Genomic DNA, 14,710 nt, shown 5'->3' on the forward strand with positions numbered 1-14,710 from the left:
TTAGATTCCCTATAAATAAAGAATATCATACATCTGGCCAATTTACTTGCGCTGAGGAATTAATTTACAAAGAGTATTCGTGGTTACAATTAGTCATCATCTAGAGAGCCTCAAAGCCGATAATTGCGTTATTCTGTTGTTGAAAGTTGAGAAAATATCGTCGATTTCTCTTTAGTGAGATATCTATATTGAGGACATAAAGTAAATCATTTATATCTTCACTTCCAGTTAGAATAGTCTGTCTATTCTCTTGACTCAAAGTTTTTTATATAGAATGATTGGGATTACTTTAAATCTATACAGAACTGTCTATTCTAAACTGGCTTTATTCTCATTTTGCAATATTAATTCAGCTAATTGTTATCAGCTTTACTATTATTAATTAGAAAGGTTGATAGGATTTTGAAATCAAGGAACTTAAATAAGTTTCTGACAAAACTTACATATTAGAAGAGTCTGTCTTCTGATCAATTGCAACTGGAGCAATCAGCCATGCCAATGAAGTTGTTTAAGTGCGACGAAACTATTCCCGAACGGGAGAAGCACATATATATTAAAGAGAAAGGAGAAGATACAACCCAGTTTCTCCCTAGCGCCCACGTCGAAACGATTCCCGGCTCATTATCTGAGCGCGGATGCAGCTATTGTGGTGCAAAGCTAGTAATTGGTGGTGTTCTCAAGGATACTATCCAGTTGATACATGGGCCTGTGGGCTGTGCTTATGATACATGGCACACCAAACGCTATCCTAGCGACAATGGCAACTTCCAACTTAAATATGTCTGGTCATCAGACATGAAGGAACAGCACGTTGTCTTCGGTGGTGAAAAGCTGCTCAAAAAAGCGATGCTGGAAGCCTTTGCCGAATTTCCTGACATCAAGCGGATGATGGTGTACACCACCTGCTCTACTGCTTTGATTGGCGATGATATCAAACCTGTAGTCAAAGAAGTAGAAAAAGAACTCGGTGATGTCGATATCTTCACTGTGGAGTGTCCGGGTTTTGCTGGGGTGAGTCAATCCAAAGGACACCACGTGTTCAACATGGGGTGGATGACTGACAAGGTAGGAACTTATGAGCCGGAAATTACCAGCCCATATACTATCAATGTCATTGGTGACTACAACATTCAAGGAGATACCTTTGTCCTTGAAAAGTACATGGAAAAAATGGGTGTGCAAATTATTGCCCATTTTACTGGTAATGGTACTTATGACTCATTGCGTGGAATGCACAGAGCGCAGTTGAATGTTACCAACTGTGCCCGTTCTGCTGGGTATATTGCCAATGAGCTAAAGAAAAAATATGGCATTCCCCGGATTGATGTGGATACTTGGGGCTTTGACTATGCTAAGGAAGGGTTACGCAAAATCGGTGCTTTCTTTGGGATTGAAGATAGAGCCGAAGCGGTGATTGCTGAAGAAGTGGCTAAATATGAGTCGAAGTTAGCTTGGTACAAGGAGCGCTTGACTGGGAAAAAGGTCTGTATTTGGACTGGAGGCCCACGTTTGTGGCACTGGACTAAAGCGCTAGAAGACGATTTGGGGATGAAAGTGGTTGCCATGTCGTCCAAGTTTGGACACCAAGAGGATTTTGAAAAGGTAATTGCCAGAGGTGAAGAAGGGACTATCTATATTGATGATGGCAATGAACTTGAGTTCTTCGAGGTGCTGGAGATGGTTAAGCCTGATTTGGTGTTGACTGGCCCGAGGGTGGGTGCATTGGTGAAGAAGTTGCATTTGCCTTATGTGAATGGTCATGGCTACCACAATGGCCCTTATATGGGTTTTGAAGGTGCGGTGAATATGGCAAGGGATATGTACAATGCCATTTACTCCCCTTTGATGAAACTCGCTCAATCTGATATCCGTGCAGGGCAAAATCTGCCAAGTACCAATGGTAATGGCAACGGTAAAGCAACCAAAGAGCTATCTGAGCAAGTCGTTTCTTTAGTTCAACAGCAAGTTAAGGAAGCCACTTCACAGGTTAAACAGCCAGCTAAGGAAGTTGCACCACAGGTTAAACAGCCAGCTAAAGAAGCCACTTCACAGGTTAAACCACAAGCTAAAGAAGTTGCGCCACAGATTCAACCACAAGCTAAAGAAGTTGCGCCACAGGTTAAACCACAAGCTAAAGAAGTTGCGCCACAGGTTAAACCACAAGCTAAAGAAGTTGCGCCACAAGTTCAACCACAAGCTAAAGAAGTTGCGCCACAGGTTAAACCACAAGCTAAAGAAGTTGCGCCACAAGTTCAAGTGCAAGCTAAGGAAATCGCGTCATACATTCAAGAACGAGCTGCGGAAGTCACAAAATTAATTCAAGAACGTTGTTTGTGGCAGTTTCACTCTCGTGCATGGGATCGGGAAGAAAACATCAATGGTGTTCTCAATATGACCGCCCAAATCTTGACTGGAGAAAAGGTAGTTCTGGAAACCTTGATTGACAGGGGTTTTTATGCAGATGCGAAGATCCTTTCGGCTGACCTGGAAATTAGGTTTTCATGGTTAAATAGCATGGAGAACTCGCAAAAGAAGGCAGTACTGGAAGCTGTTAAGGCAATGCTGGTCGATATTGTAATAACCAAGTCGAAGAATGGTGAATTACATTATTCGCTTTATTAAAGCAATTGGATCGGTAATTCAACCAAACTAGGACTTACGCAAAGGTAAGGAAAACAAACCACAGAGGACGCAGAGGCCACGGGGGAAGAGAGTTTAAGAGAGTTTTTGCGTAAGTCCTACAAACGAACGGCGTTGTTGAATTGGAGGATGAATTAGAGTCAAGTCATCCTGTTAGTGTTTGTGCAGAAATTTTCTTACAGAGTAGAGACTTGCAGAGTAGAGAGCGATGCCTACGGCAAGCTAACGCTAACGCTGCTACGGGCTACACCAAAAGCATTCCCAAGAAGCGTAGTGTCTGACTACAGAAGCATCTCATCTAGCTTTCAAGATTTTCACGAAATTCAATTCTACTTTTTTTCTGTAATCGATGCTATGAGTAGCTTGCTTTTTGGTTGGATGCAGCGTTAACTTGCCACACATACCGCTCTACTTTCTTAAGCTCGAAAAGACACTTCATCTCTTCGTTCAGCAACGCCAAACAAAATCACGCAATTTTTTACCACATAGGAGTCAAGAGAATGTCTTTAGTCGTAAAACAGAAAGAACGCAAGGGAATCATCAATCCTATATTTACCTGTCAGCCTGCTGGGGCTGAATACGCTTCCATTGGAATCAAAGATTGTATTCCCCTGGTGCATGGAGGACAAGGATGTAGTATGTTCGTTCGTCTCCTGTTTGCCCAGCATTTGAAGGAAAATTTCGACATTGCTTCTTCTTCACTCCATGAAAATAGCGCTGTTCTTGGAGGACAGCCACGCATTGAGGAAGGCGTAAAGACCTTAGTAGCACGATATCCCGATTTACGGATTATCCCAATTATTACGACTTGTTCAACTGAGACAATTGGGGACGATATCGAAGGAACCATTAACAAGCTCAACGGCTTTTTAAAGGAAGCTTATCCCGATCGCAAGGTTATTCTTGTTCCTGTACATACCCCCAGTTACAAAGGCTCTCAAGTCACTGGCTATAATGTTGGCGTACACGCAATTATTTCTAGCCTAGCAAAAAAAGGCGAACCAACTGGCAAGTTGAACATCATTACTGGGTGGCTTAACCCTGGAGATGTCACTGAAGTTAAACGCATCTTAAAAGAGATGGACGTTCCAGGAAACATTTTACTGGATACAGAAACCTTTGATGCGCCCACCATGCCCGATAAGACAAGTTTTGCCTTTGGCAATACAACCATCGAAGACATCGCTGATTCTGCCAATGCGTTGGGAACTATTGCCTTATGTAAATATGAAGGCGGCAGTTCAGCCGAATTCTTACAAGAGAAGTTCAAAGTTCCGGCAATTCTTGGCCCAACACCAATTGGTATCAAAAATACCGACATCTGGCTGCAAAATATCAGCAAAATGACTGGTAAACCAATACCAGAATCTTTAGTCAGAGAACGGGGTAAAGCTATTGATGCGATCGCAGACCTCGCACACATGTTCTTCGCCAACAAGAAGGTAGCTATTTACGGAGATCCCGATCTAGTAATTGGTCTAGCAGAGTTCTGCTTAGAAGTTGAGTTAGAGCCAGTGCTAATGTTGTTGGGAGACGACAACAAAGCCTGCACCAAAGACCCAAGAATTGCCGAGTTGGAGAAGCAAGCAGCTTGTGATATCGAAGTTATCTGGAATGCAGACCTCTGGGAATTGGAGCGCCGCATTACAGATAAATCCCTCGAAATTGACTTGATTCTAGGTCATTCCAAGGGTCGGTATATTTCTATCGACAACAAAATTCCGATGGTTCGGGTAGGTTTCCCCAGCTTTGACCGCGCAGGTCTATGGAAATATCCTGTGATTGGCTATAAAGGAGCAGAATGGCTAGCAGATAACATTGCCAACGCCATGTTTGCAGATATGGAGAACAAGCACGATCGCGAGTGGATCTTAAACGTCTGGTAGATTAAATTTTCAACGCATAGGCGCAACTCTTGGAGACGCTACGCGTAGCTAGCTTGCTTCCCCGTAGGGGTACGCCTTCCCGCAGGGTAGGAACGCAGAGTAAAACGCAGAGGAGCGCAGAGTTTGAGTGCTGGAGCCTCTATTCAAAACTTTGCGTTCCTTTGCGCCAACCTCAGCGCGACGGCAGTCGCTACAACGGGGGGAACCCCCGCAACGCGCTGCCTCCCCTTTGCGTTTAAAAAAGATGAAATATTTGGAGGACTATCATGATAGATCAGAATGTCGTATTTTACGGAAACTTGAGCGAACTTTATCGCTTGGCAAAAGAAGGTAAGATTAAGACCACTTTACAAGGTAGTCATACCCGCCCCTGTAAATTTTGGACTGCAACGAAGATTTTAAGTGGGATTAAAAATGCGATCATCATTTCTCACGGGCCGAGTGGCTGTGCTTATGGTGTAAAGCGGGCATACAAGCTGACCAATAGCCGCAATAGTGGTTCCCCTTATGAACCCGTGGTGACTACGAACATGAGTGAGAAGGCGGTAATTTTTGGCGGGGAAAAAGAATTAGCAGGCGCAATTCGAGAAGTAGATGAAAAATACCATCCCGATGCGATCGTTGTTGCCACTAGTTGTGCGTCTGGTATTATTGGCGACTGTGTTGATGATGTCGTGAATAAAGCCCGCAGCGAAATCGATGCTGAGATCATGACGATACATTGTGAAGGATTCGCCGGGGAGTATCGCAGTGGATTTGATATCGTATTTCGGCAAATCGTAGACTTTATGGAGCCACCAACTCCAGAGCGGAAAGCAAAACTAGCTGATTCTGTCAATATTGTGGGCGCGAAGATGGGCCCTGAAAGGACGGAAGTCGAAACCGATGTTAAAGAATTGGTGCGATTGATAGAAGGAATAGGGGCAAGAGTTCACAGCGTCATCGCAGGTGATTGTACATTAGAAGAACTCAAGCAAGCACCGAGTGCAGCAGTCAACTGTACTTTATGTTTGGATCTTGGCTATACCATTGGCAAAGCCATGTCAGACAAGTTTGGTACGCCGTTAAATTCTACTATCCTTCCATACGGAATCAGCGCTACAGAAAAATGGCTCGAAGGGGCGGCAAAATATTTAGGGATGGAAGAACAGGCGGCTGCCCTAATGGAAAAGGAATATGCCGCAATCAAGACTGAATTTGAAGCAGCTAAGAGTTATATAGAAGGGAAGTTAGCGATTATCGAAGGACATGATGCTATCAAGTGCTTATCCCTTGCTCACATGTTGGATCGTGATTTTGGGATGCGTGTAGTAATCTATAACTTCCATCCCTGGAGTACAGAAGCACGAGAAACCAGTGTAGACTACCTATTGGAAACAGGGTTAGACCCGGAAATCCTGATTACGAAAGGGACACTGGCCTTTGGCAAGTACGAGTCCATGAAACAAACGGAAGATGAATTACTGGATTTCATTGGTGGTCTTGATGCAGAATCAGTAGTTTATTTTGGTTCTTCCTTGAGTTTCCCCCATATTCCCGTAGTCGATTTAAATGCTATCTTAAATCGTCCCAGATTTGGCTATCGCGGAGCCTTAAAGGTTGCAAGGTGTATTAAAACAGCACTTCAATATGGCTTTAGACCTCGGAGTGCTTTAACCAAGCAAATGGTATTCCCTAAAAATTCCGGGTTAGCATCTACTCAATCACTAAGCGGAAAATTAGCTCAAGACATGCCTGACTGTACCGTATATGCAGAGAAAAGACGGGGAAAATGTATGAACGAGTAATACCAATTTTGGATTACAAGAAAATTGTAGCGACTATCTTAAAATGTCAAAGCGGAAGTCATTACAGGCTGTGCAAAATGTGAAGACAGAAATTGCTACAGGGAAAGCAGAAGCCGTTACAGGCTACGCAAAACACGGAAATGTGAAGGCAGAAGTCGCTACAGGGAAGACAGAAGCTCTTACAGGCTACGCGAAACACGGAAACGTGAAGGCAGAAGTCGCTACAGGGAAGACGGAAGCTCTTATAAGCTGCGCGAAACACGGAAACGTGAAGACAGAAGCCGTTACAGGCTGCGCGAAACACGGAAACGTGAAGGCAGAAGTCGCTACAGGGAAAATAGAAGCCGTTACAGGCTGCACAAAACACGGAAACGTTAAAGCAGAAGTCGCTACAGGCTGTGTGAAACGCATTTACTATAGTCAAGCCTTAGAAAAACAGGAGGAAAAAATGTCTGCTGAAACAACTTTTGACAATTGTAATCATAGTAAAGACCCAGTAGTTGGCTGTGCCCTTGAAGGTATTGCAACTACAGTTGCTGGTATTAAAGATGTCAGTATTGTGATTCAGTCTCCACAGGGTTGCGCGTCCACTGTCGCAGCTGGGTATGATGCTCATGAGGTTGATTTCACCAAGCGGAAAGTAGGTTGTACTCGTCTTTTTGAGTCAGACATTGTGATGGGAGCGTCTGATAAACTCAAAGGGATGATTAAAGAGGCGGATCAATCTTTTGATTCTAAGGTGATGTTTGTCGTTGGGACTTGCGCGGCAGACATTATTGGTGAAGATATTGCGGGATTGTGCAACCAGCTTCAGCCAGATATCAAAGCCAAACTCGTTCCTTTAATGGCTGGTGGGTTTCGGGGCAATGCTTACGATGGCTTGGAGATGGGTTTGGAGGCTTTACTTCCTTTTATCAAAAAAAGGCAGACTAAGAGAAGGGGTAGGAAGCCAAGGATTGTAAATATCATTGCACCACAGGCAAATCTGAATCCTACTTGGTGGGCTGATTTGGAATGGGTAAAAAAGACGTTAAAATCTTTAAGGATTAAAGTACAGACGGTCTTCTCTCATAATACCTCCTTTGAAGAACTAGAGCAAGCTGGTGAGGCAACCGCCAATATTGTTCTCAGTCATGATGTTGGGTATAAGTTTGCTCGGAAAATGCAACAGACCCATGACATCCCTTTGATCCTTGATGATATACCTTTACCAATAGGTGTAAACAACACTACTCAGTGGTTGAAGGCATTGGCGGCACATTTCAAGATAGATGAAAAAGTAGAGCCAATCATCAAACAAGGCGAAGAAATGGTTGTAGATACACTTCGCAAACGAGCATTGATGATTATTCCCCGATATCGTAACTGTAGAATTGCCGTATCTGCGGATGGGACGCTTGGCATTGGACTGGTCAGAATGCTCTTTGAAGAATTGGAGATGATTCCAGAAGTCTTATTATTTCGCTCGGCGATGCCTGATTCTCGTTCAATTTTGGAGCGAGAACTGCACAGCCTCGGTCTTACTTCCCGCGTAATATTTTCGGCAGATGGCTATCAGGTAAAACAGACTTTAGAAGAGTTTGATGTTGATGCTGTGATTGGCTCGGCATGGGAAAAATACATGGCAGAGGAACTAGGAATAAAAATTGCTTTTGATGTATTTAGCCCCACTAACAGAGAAACTTATGTTGATAAGCCATATTTTGGCTATGAAGGCATGATCAATATAATGGAGGTGATTGCTAACGATTGGGATAGAGCTTTTCGTTCCAAAGAGATTCATTGGACATAGAAAGGTATTGTGTCAAGAATGTTTTGATATCTTGATGCAGAGTTATCAAGAAGTATTGTGCTACACGTTTGGAGTAACGGCGATCGCTACAACGCTGAGTAACTGCCGTTACAAAGCGTTAGCCATTCATCTCCCTTTAGGAGACGCTTGCTAGATGGCAAAGCATTTGAATTTAACTGTACTAATCTCTCCACCGCAACAGAATTCACTTGAAGTCAATTGCATTGCTTCGTGTATTAGTGTAGAGGAATAATAAAGTTCAACAATTTCAAGAGCTACAACCCTTAATTTTTGGTTATCCATCACAGATACCAGAAAAATAAAGTTGAACAATAACTGTCCTCAGTTGAGTTCAGTTTAGCAATGTAGAAGAGCGCAGGTCGATTTTTTGAATAAAAAAGTTCAACAATATAGGGTCTGATTAACCGGAGTCTTTTCCTACACTATCATTCAAAGACTTCCACAAAGCTTCTAGCTTACGCAACATAGTCATTGGACTCTTGCTATAATTAAAACTAAGGTTGTACGCAGCTTGCTGAAAATTTCGTCTATCAACAACATTTAATTCCAAATATTTTTGTTCCCATAATTGACCAAACGTCACGATTCTTTCAAATCGAAACTTATCAACTTTAGTCAAATTCACGCCAATCTTACTATATTGAAAACCGCAATCACACTCAAAAGTGCCTATAGGATTTTTTATATAAGAATAGGTCGAATCTAGATCATTGCTTAAAAGCATGACTAACTTCGTAACCACAGAATGGAGATAGTGTTCGCAAGCAGGATTTAGACAAAGCCAAGGACCCTTACCAAAAGGTTTATATTTAGATTTGCGAGCAAAAAATGTTGAAGGCGAATTCCTCAAAAATCTAATCATTAGCAGATGCATTACCGGGTCAAAAACCTCCAAATGTAATCGAAAAATTTTAAATAAATTTATGTTATTATTACTGACATTTATACCAAGAGCCTCAAGAAATTCACTTCCATAAAAAGACAAAAATTTCTGTCGTAAACCTTGCTCATATACCTGACGGTCTAGAGTCGCTAAATTCCTCTTAATCAATAAAACTATATATTGGATATGAAACCAATCTAATTCCTTAGAAGGAAGCGATTTGAAGTCACAGGTCATTAACCACTCAATATCAGATGCAATTAGGCGTAACCACTCTTTAGTGGATTCACTGTAATTTTTCGTTACATTCGATATAGGACAGTTTTCCAAACTAGCAATACCAACTTGATACCACTTATTATTCCAGATAGGTACAATGCTATCGTTTAAGACAACATCATGAATTGTGCAGACAAGAACACCAGGTGTTTGGTGAAGTCGATGCCAATATGCCTCGCCAAATGTATGCAAGTTTTCAAAAAGGCATTTTGGACAAAACCTAAAATATTTTGGCAGATAAACCGAGCTTGCTATTCCTCTATAAATATATGTCCCCAACTCTCCTTTCATGTAACCCAGAATAGCTGATTTGCTGTCAGGCATAAAGACTGCATACATGGGGTACAGTGTATGTTTTTGGATTAGACTTTCTACCGTATGTTGAGAAAGCAACGGAAGATTTTTAATTAAATAGGTTAAGTTATAGGGTAAGTCCGGCCTAACTATAGTATTCCGGGAATTGAACAATTCTTGCAACGTTTCATCAGGCTTTATATTACCACTTCTGGCATGATAACGTGCAAACACGCTATATAAAATCTCATCTGGGTAAGGCGTAGGGAAAAAACTGAGCATATACTACTCACCAATAAAAAAGTCTTTGAGTGGATCTTTAATAATCCCCAAAGCTTTCAAATCCTCACAAGCTGGAGTTTGATTTTTCTTCGCATTTTCAACAATAACTCGGATATCATTCTCCTGATACTTCGGTTGAAGTTTTATTTTTCGTTCTTGATGCTGAACTGGCTCTGCTGAAATATTACCGCATTGCAAAGCTAGTTTATAAGCCTCTTTAAGTAGCACTTTTTTATCTGCATCTTCTCTATGAGAAGCAACAACTTTTTCGGCACAATTCTTGGCAGTAGCAGGTGGAACATCTAAATTAATCAGTTCAATAATTACATGACGTAGCGTTGCTGATATGTGACCCATCCTCTGTGATGAGCGTGCTAATCTTCTCACTTCTTCTAAATCTGTTTCTTCAAGAGAATCCAAGCACTTATTGCGGTATAAATTTGTGTCCAATGGAGCAATATCTTTGTATTTCATCATCCATTTCTCATCCCCAGACCTAATAGCATCTAACATTGGTTTAACTAGATGCAGACCGTCAGCAGCACAAGCGTGAATCAAGTCAACAGTGATTACTTCGCTCCCTAAAGCAATAGCTCTCCATTGCACCATTTTATAGAGTTTAATGACGATATCAATAATTCCTTGGCTTTCATAATATAGAGCCGTGGTAATATTTGCAGTTAACGGTATATATTGTTTTGTCCACTGAAACTCCCACATTCCTTCGATAAAAAAGTTCCATTCCCGATTGTTTTCCATCCTGTCCCAAATTACTCCCCCTTCTCCCACACCTCTTCTCGCATTTCTAAAATTACCTTGAAGAATTGGGAAAGCCTCATTTGTACCAACGCGAATTACTGGGACTCCAATAATATTGTCCATTTTCACCAAAAAATTCAACATTTCGGAGCTATTTCTTCTGGCTGCTACTAAATTTTGCATTTCATCGATAACTAAAACTCCTAAATGTTGAGTGTGGGCAATTTGGGCAACTTGAGCCAGCATATAATCCTCAGAGTTGCGTTTTACCCCAAATTTTTGGAAGTTATTAGTGCCGAGTAATTTGTCAACGGCTCTGAAGAAGTCGATACACAAACCCTTCAAAGAACCGGCATGGGGACAGTCAACTTTCAACCAAACAATTTGGTAAACACTATGAGCTGGATGGACAATCACCTGGGGATATAAAGAGAGGATATTTAGGAGATTGGTTGTCTTGCCTATTCCTGACGGCCCAATGATTGTCAACCCAGATGCCGAGGTGGGAACATCTACATACTCCTCTAAGTTAAAACCTCCTCCAGAAAGCACCGCCTGATAAATTTGACCGCTACGCAGTGCATATTCTGGTTGCAAAGGATTTCGCCTCAGATAACCTTGCATAATTAATACGCAAACTACCTGTTGTAAATCAACGGTTTTATTCAATGGGTCAAAATATCTCGATAGTCGCTCAATACAGTGAAATCTGTACTGAGGCTCTAGTTCTCTTTCTGAAGATTTGCACGTCGGAAGTCGTGTCACATACTCAACAAATTTCTCTCTAGAAAAGATAGGAGGAAGAGAGCGAATTATTGGATTTGTATTATATTCAGACAACTTGTGGTCTCTGTATTTAGCAACAGCAGCCCATTCCCCGTTGGGAATTTTAACCCATTCCCACTCATTCTCTATGTTCATTAAAATGCTCCTGGCGCTTCTTTCTCAGAAGCTCCAAATGGTCAGGCTGTAATGATTTATTTTCTTTAGAGTCAGAATTTTTGCTCGGCATAACTGTCTCAGGAATAGGAGTTTCTGTCTTAGCTAACTCGAACCCCTCATAGTCGCGTCGTTTAGCCTTCTCTGAAGCTCTATTTCCCCTAATCCCAGCAACTTTTTGGTTATCACTTACCCTATTATCAACAGTTACAGAGGCTAAATCATTAGCTCTGTTGACAACATTTTCAATGTCAGCTATTAAGTCAACACAAGCTTGAAGTTCATTGCCTTGACTTTTCTGATAAAGCCACTCTTCATAAGCGACTAAATATTCAATATCATGTATATTTTTCTGAGAATAACGCTCTTCTGGATCTAAAAGAAAGCACTTCTCAAAATCTCTACCATCAGGAGAGCGGACATAGATAAAATTGGGTTTACGATAGTCGTAAGAAATATCTAATAATTTATCTGATTTGGAGAGCAAATTACTTCTAGCTTTTTCAAACCAGAATTCTTTCAATGCCTTTTCACAACTGTAATACATTCCCTTAAATTTGATGCCACGAGCGGTGATGGTCGCTTTATTACTTGGCATCAAATTTAGCTTGATGATATCTTCAGGAAAAGTCCTGAGTCTACCAGAACGATTTTCTATCCCCCACTTCCATAATTCTATGGGTATGGGATTTACATTATCAGTAATCATCATTTCTTCCCTATCATAACTGGCCAGGTAATGATGATTATTGTGATAGCGAATTAAGTGGATAATAATTTCAGTAAACTGCTCTATGTCAACTCTGCTATCAAGACGATAGTCTCGCCCCCCTCTTTGTCTAAAATCTGTGTCTATATAACCGGGTAAAAATGGTTTGACATGACCATGAATTGTACGGAAGTACCTCTCTACTAAACCCTTCCAATCAGCACGGTAAGGTGCAGCATTTTCAATTCGGACATTGAGATTTGGGATTAATGTCTCTACTGCCATCCCTGCAAGTTCGCCTCGGTCGCCCAAAATTGCATCTGGCAGATGGTGGCAAGGCCATTCCGTAGAGGAAATATTAATGCCATATTCCTGACAAAACTGTATTTTATCTGTGGCTGCATTAGCTAGAGCCATCATTGCTCCTGTCCAAGAAGGCCCCTCTAAACCAACATAAACCCCCACAATCATTCGGCTGAAAACATCAATGATTACATAAATTACTGGTCTGCCAATAATCCAGTTAGAGTTGTACTTAGAAACCAAATATACATCTGCAATTGTGGCATCAATTTGGTATCTAGAACCGGGACCAATGGTTTCCATCTTAGATGTTCCTAGAATTGCTCTATGCTCCAAAGCAAATCTTTTCGCTCCCTTTCGTTCTGTAATGCTTTTTTTGATATCTGATAGTTCGACTTCATACCAATATTTCAATTGAGTGAATGTCGGCCTAAGTTCGGGGGGAATTAATAGGGATTTTTTTACACCATTTTCGTCATAACGAATATCTGATGAATAATATTCCCTAATCATTAATTTATAAGTAGTCCTCAAAGAATTCTGTTTGTCATTGTTGTAAAATTTGGCTATGGAAATTCTAAAAATTTTCAGATCATCGTCTGTTACATTAATCCCTACACCAATTTCTGGTTCGTGGGCATATTTTCTTGGTCTTCCTCGTTTCTTTTCTCCACATTTTTTGGGCTTTCCGAGACCTCCACAATTTGAATAGTCAGGTAAAAGCGCATTTTGATTTTTCCCTCTCTGCCAGAATCTTCTCAAATATTCATAAACTGTTTTTTCGACTAATTTATTTTCACTTCTCCCCTGGTTATATTGTTCAACAACCTGCTTGATAAGCGAACCCCGTGACGAACGATAGTATATGTCCGGTTCTTTTTCAACCAGGGATGAAATTAGTGACCAAGCATTTTCTCTATAATCTTTTTGTATCTTAGTTAAATCTTCATCACTCAAATGCCTTGCCCAAGGGTCTTGTTTAAGCTTCAATGCTTGTTCTGTATGAATTGCAACTCTTATTTCTGAAACTTTTTTCGCTTCGGGAAACCCTTTCTTAGCATTTATGTCAAAAACAAAGGCAATGTTATAACCAGAATCAATCCACAGAACTCTCTCAATCAAGTTGGGAGGGTTTGAGTCTATCCATTCTATGAGGTCGTTGACAAATAAATTATTATTCATTCAATTTTTCCTAATGCCTTATTACTTAATCATAATTTTTTGAATTGTTTGAACTGAAGGGCAGCTAGATATTTTGGTTGATTCCATATCCATTAATATTTCTTTGGTGGCAATCAGATGCTTAAAAAGCATTAGTGATGTCCCAGATTCTATATTCATTTCTCTGTCTAAAGCTGTTGTCACTTTGTTGATAGTGGCACTACTTTTTTGGAGCCGAGACTTTAAAATACTTGAGAGTCCTCGTAGTTCCTCAACTGCCATTTCGGTAGTCGCTTCTAACGAGTAAGAAGAATGAATCCACTCGATATTCAGAGCTAAAAGCCTGGGAATTTCTTTTTCTGTTACAATTCCCCAGTCAATATTTTGGTCAGCATAATAGCGTCTTTCTAACTCAAATTTCTCAGCTACTGATTTTTTTTCCAAATCTGAAGATGGTTTGACTGTTCGAGCAATTTGAACTGACTTACCCGATTTATTGGCTGTTAGCATGAAGTCAGTAGTTAAAACGTAAGGTATACCGCTAACTGGGTCAGTGGGGTATTTCATTCCCATGTCATTAGCGATACTCGTACATAATTCTAGGTTGAGCAGGGGGAATTGCTCCCTGATATCTACGACAATATCTGACCACTCGAACAGATAAAACAGTCGCCGCTCATGGTCTGATAAGAAATGATGCACTCGATTGGTCTTCCAACCAGGGCTTCTTGCCGATCTGCCCATTGAGGGGAAATCGGAGACAGTGATCCAAGGCTTATACTTCTCTCCACTACCTTGACCGCGACCTTCTTTGATGTAGCGCTCAAACTTGGCTTGAGTCCACTCCTGCCTACCTCTCGCCATAAAGCTTACCTTTCTGGATCTGCCCAGACCATGCACATCCAGAAATTGTAGAACTTTTTTATTTATTGTTGGACTTTATTATTTATTGTTGAACTTTTTTATTCTTCTACA

Annotated in this window: 9 protein-coding genes; 5 read left to right on the forward strand and 4 right to left on the reverse strand. The window is 41.1% G+C overall.

Annotated features, from left to right (window positions below; translation table 11 throughout):
• The first annotated feature begins 492 nt into the window (after nucleotides 1–492).
• The 5 genes from vnfD to CDG77_RS36990 all read left to right on the forward strand — a co-directional run bounded on the left by vnfD (nucleotide 493) and on the right by CDG77_RS36990 (nucleotide 8,259).
• The gene (vnfD, locus tag CDG77_RS30085) at nucleotides 493–2,622 is read left to right on the forward strand and encodes a nitrogenase vanadium-iron protein, alpha chain (protein WP_094332910.1); all 2,130 of its coding nucleotides are present in this window, start codon (nucleotides 493–495) and stop codon (nucleotides 2,620–2,622) included.
• A 518-nt stretch (nucleotides 2,623–3,140) separates the two neighbouring features.
• Entirely contained in the window at nucleotides 3,141–4,526 is a 1,386-nt protein-coding gene (vnfK, locus tag CDG77_RS30090) for a V-containing nitrogenase subunit beta (protein WP_094332911.1), read from the forward strand.
• Nucleotides 4,527–4,792: 266 nt separating this feature from the next.
• Nucleotides 4,793–6,313, forward strand: a complete 1,521-nt coding sequence (locus CDG77_RS30095) for a nitrogenase component 1 (RefSeq protein ID WP_094332912.1) — start codon at nucleotides 4,793–4,795, stop codon at nucleotides 6,311–6,313.
• 43 nt (nucleotides 6,314–6,356) lie between these two features.
• Nucleotides 6,357–8,105: a nitrogenase component 1 gene (locus CDG77_RS30105; protein ID WP_223270054.1), complete on the forward strand. Its 1,749-nt coding sequence runs from the start codon at nucleotides 6,357–6,359 to the stop codon at nucleotides 8,103–8,105.
• 7 nt (nucleotides 8,106–8,112) lie between these two features.
• Nucleotides 8,113–8,259: a hypothetical protein gene (locus CDG77_RS36990; protein ID WP_190234106.1), complete on the forward strand. Its 147-nt coding sequence runs from the start codon at nucleotides 8,113–8,115 to the stop codon at nucleotides 8,257–8,259.
• A gap of 267 nt (nucleotides 8,260–8,526) precedes the next feature.
• On the opposite strand, the gene CDG77_RS30110 is transcribed toward CDG77_RS36990, so the two are convergent.
• From CDG77_RS30110 to CDG77_RS30125, 4 genes are read right to left on the reverse strand one after another with little or no spacing between them, the layout of a single operon-like run.
• A complete protein-coding gene (locus tag CDG77_RS30110; protein WP_094332913.1) occupies nucleotides 8,527–9,864 on the reverse strand; it encodes a TnsD family Tn7-like transposition protein in 1,338 nt (445 codons plus the stop codon).
• A 3-nt stretch (nucleotides 9,865–9,867) separates the two neighbouring features.
• The gene (locus CDG77_RS30115; protein WP_094332914.1) at nucleotides 9,868–11,544 is read right to left on the reverse strand and encodes an ATP-binding protein; all 1,677 of its coding nucleotides are present in this window, start codon (nucleotides 11,542–11,544) and stop codon (nucleotides 9,868–9,870) included.
• Nucleotides 11,528–13,756, reverse strand: coding sequence for a Mu transposase C-terminal domain-containing protein (locus CDG77_RS30120; protein WP_094332915.1), 2,229 nt, complete (start codon nucleotides 13,754–13,756; stop codon nucleotides 11,528–11,530). The genes CDG77_RS30115 and CDG77_RS30120 overlap by 17 nt, the downstream gene beginning before the upstream one ends.
• A 21-nt stretch (nucleotides 13,757–13,777) precedes the next feature.
• A complete protein-coding gene (locus CDG77_RS30125; protein ID WP_073597658.1) occupies nucleotides 13,778–14,599 on the reverse strand; it encodes a heteromeric transposase endonuclease subunit TnsA in 822 nt (273 codons plus the stop codon).
• Nucleotides 14,600–14,710 lie beyond the last annotated feature (111 nt).

It is taken from the genome of Nostoc sp. 'Peltigera membranacea cyanobiont' 213, assembly GCF_002245975.1.
GTDB lineage: Bacteria > Cyanobacteriota > Cyanobacteriia > Cyanobacteriales > Nostocaceae > Nostoc.

Bases quoted from the DNA above. Each gene is read 5' to 3' on its own strand.
- vnfD (WP_094332910.1), top strand. From the start codon at position 493: ATGCCAATGAAGTTGTTTAAGTGCGACGAAACTATTCCCGAACGGGAG.
- vnfK (WP_094332911.1), top strand. From the start codon at position 3,141: ATGTCTTTAGTCGTAAAACAGAAAGAACGCAAGGGAATCATCAATCCT.
- CDG77_RS30095 (WP_094332912.1), top strand. From the start codon at position 4,793: ATGATAGATCAGAATGTCGTATTTTACGGAAACTTGAGCGAACTTTAT.
- CDG77_RS30105 (WP_223270054.1), top strand. From the start codon at position 6,357: ATGTCAAAGCGGAAGTCATTACAGGCTGTGCAAAATGTGAAGACAGAA.
- CDG77_RS30110 (WP_094332913.1), bottom strand. From the start codon at position 9,864: ATGCTCAGTTTTTTCCCTACGCCTTACCCAGATGAGATTTTATATAGC.
- CDG77_RS30115 (WP_094332914.1), bottom strand. From the start codon at position 11,544: ATGAACATAGAGAATGAGTGGGAATGGGTTAAAATTCCCAACGGGGAA.
- CDG77_RS30120 (WP_094332915.1), bottom strand. From the start codon at position 13,756: ATGAATAATAATTTATTTGTCAACGACCTCATAGAATGGATAGACTCA.
- CDG77_RS30125 (WP_073597658.1), bottom strand. From the start codon at position 14,599: ATGGCGAGAGGTAGGCAGGAGTGGACTCAAGCCAAGTTTGAGCGCTAC.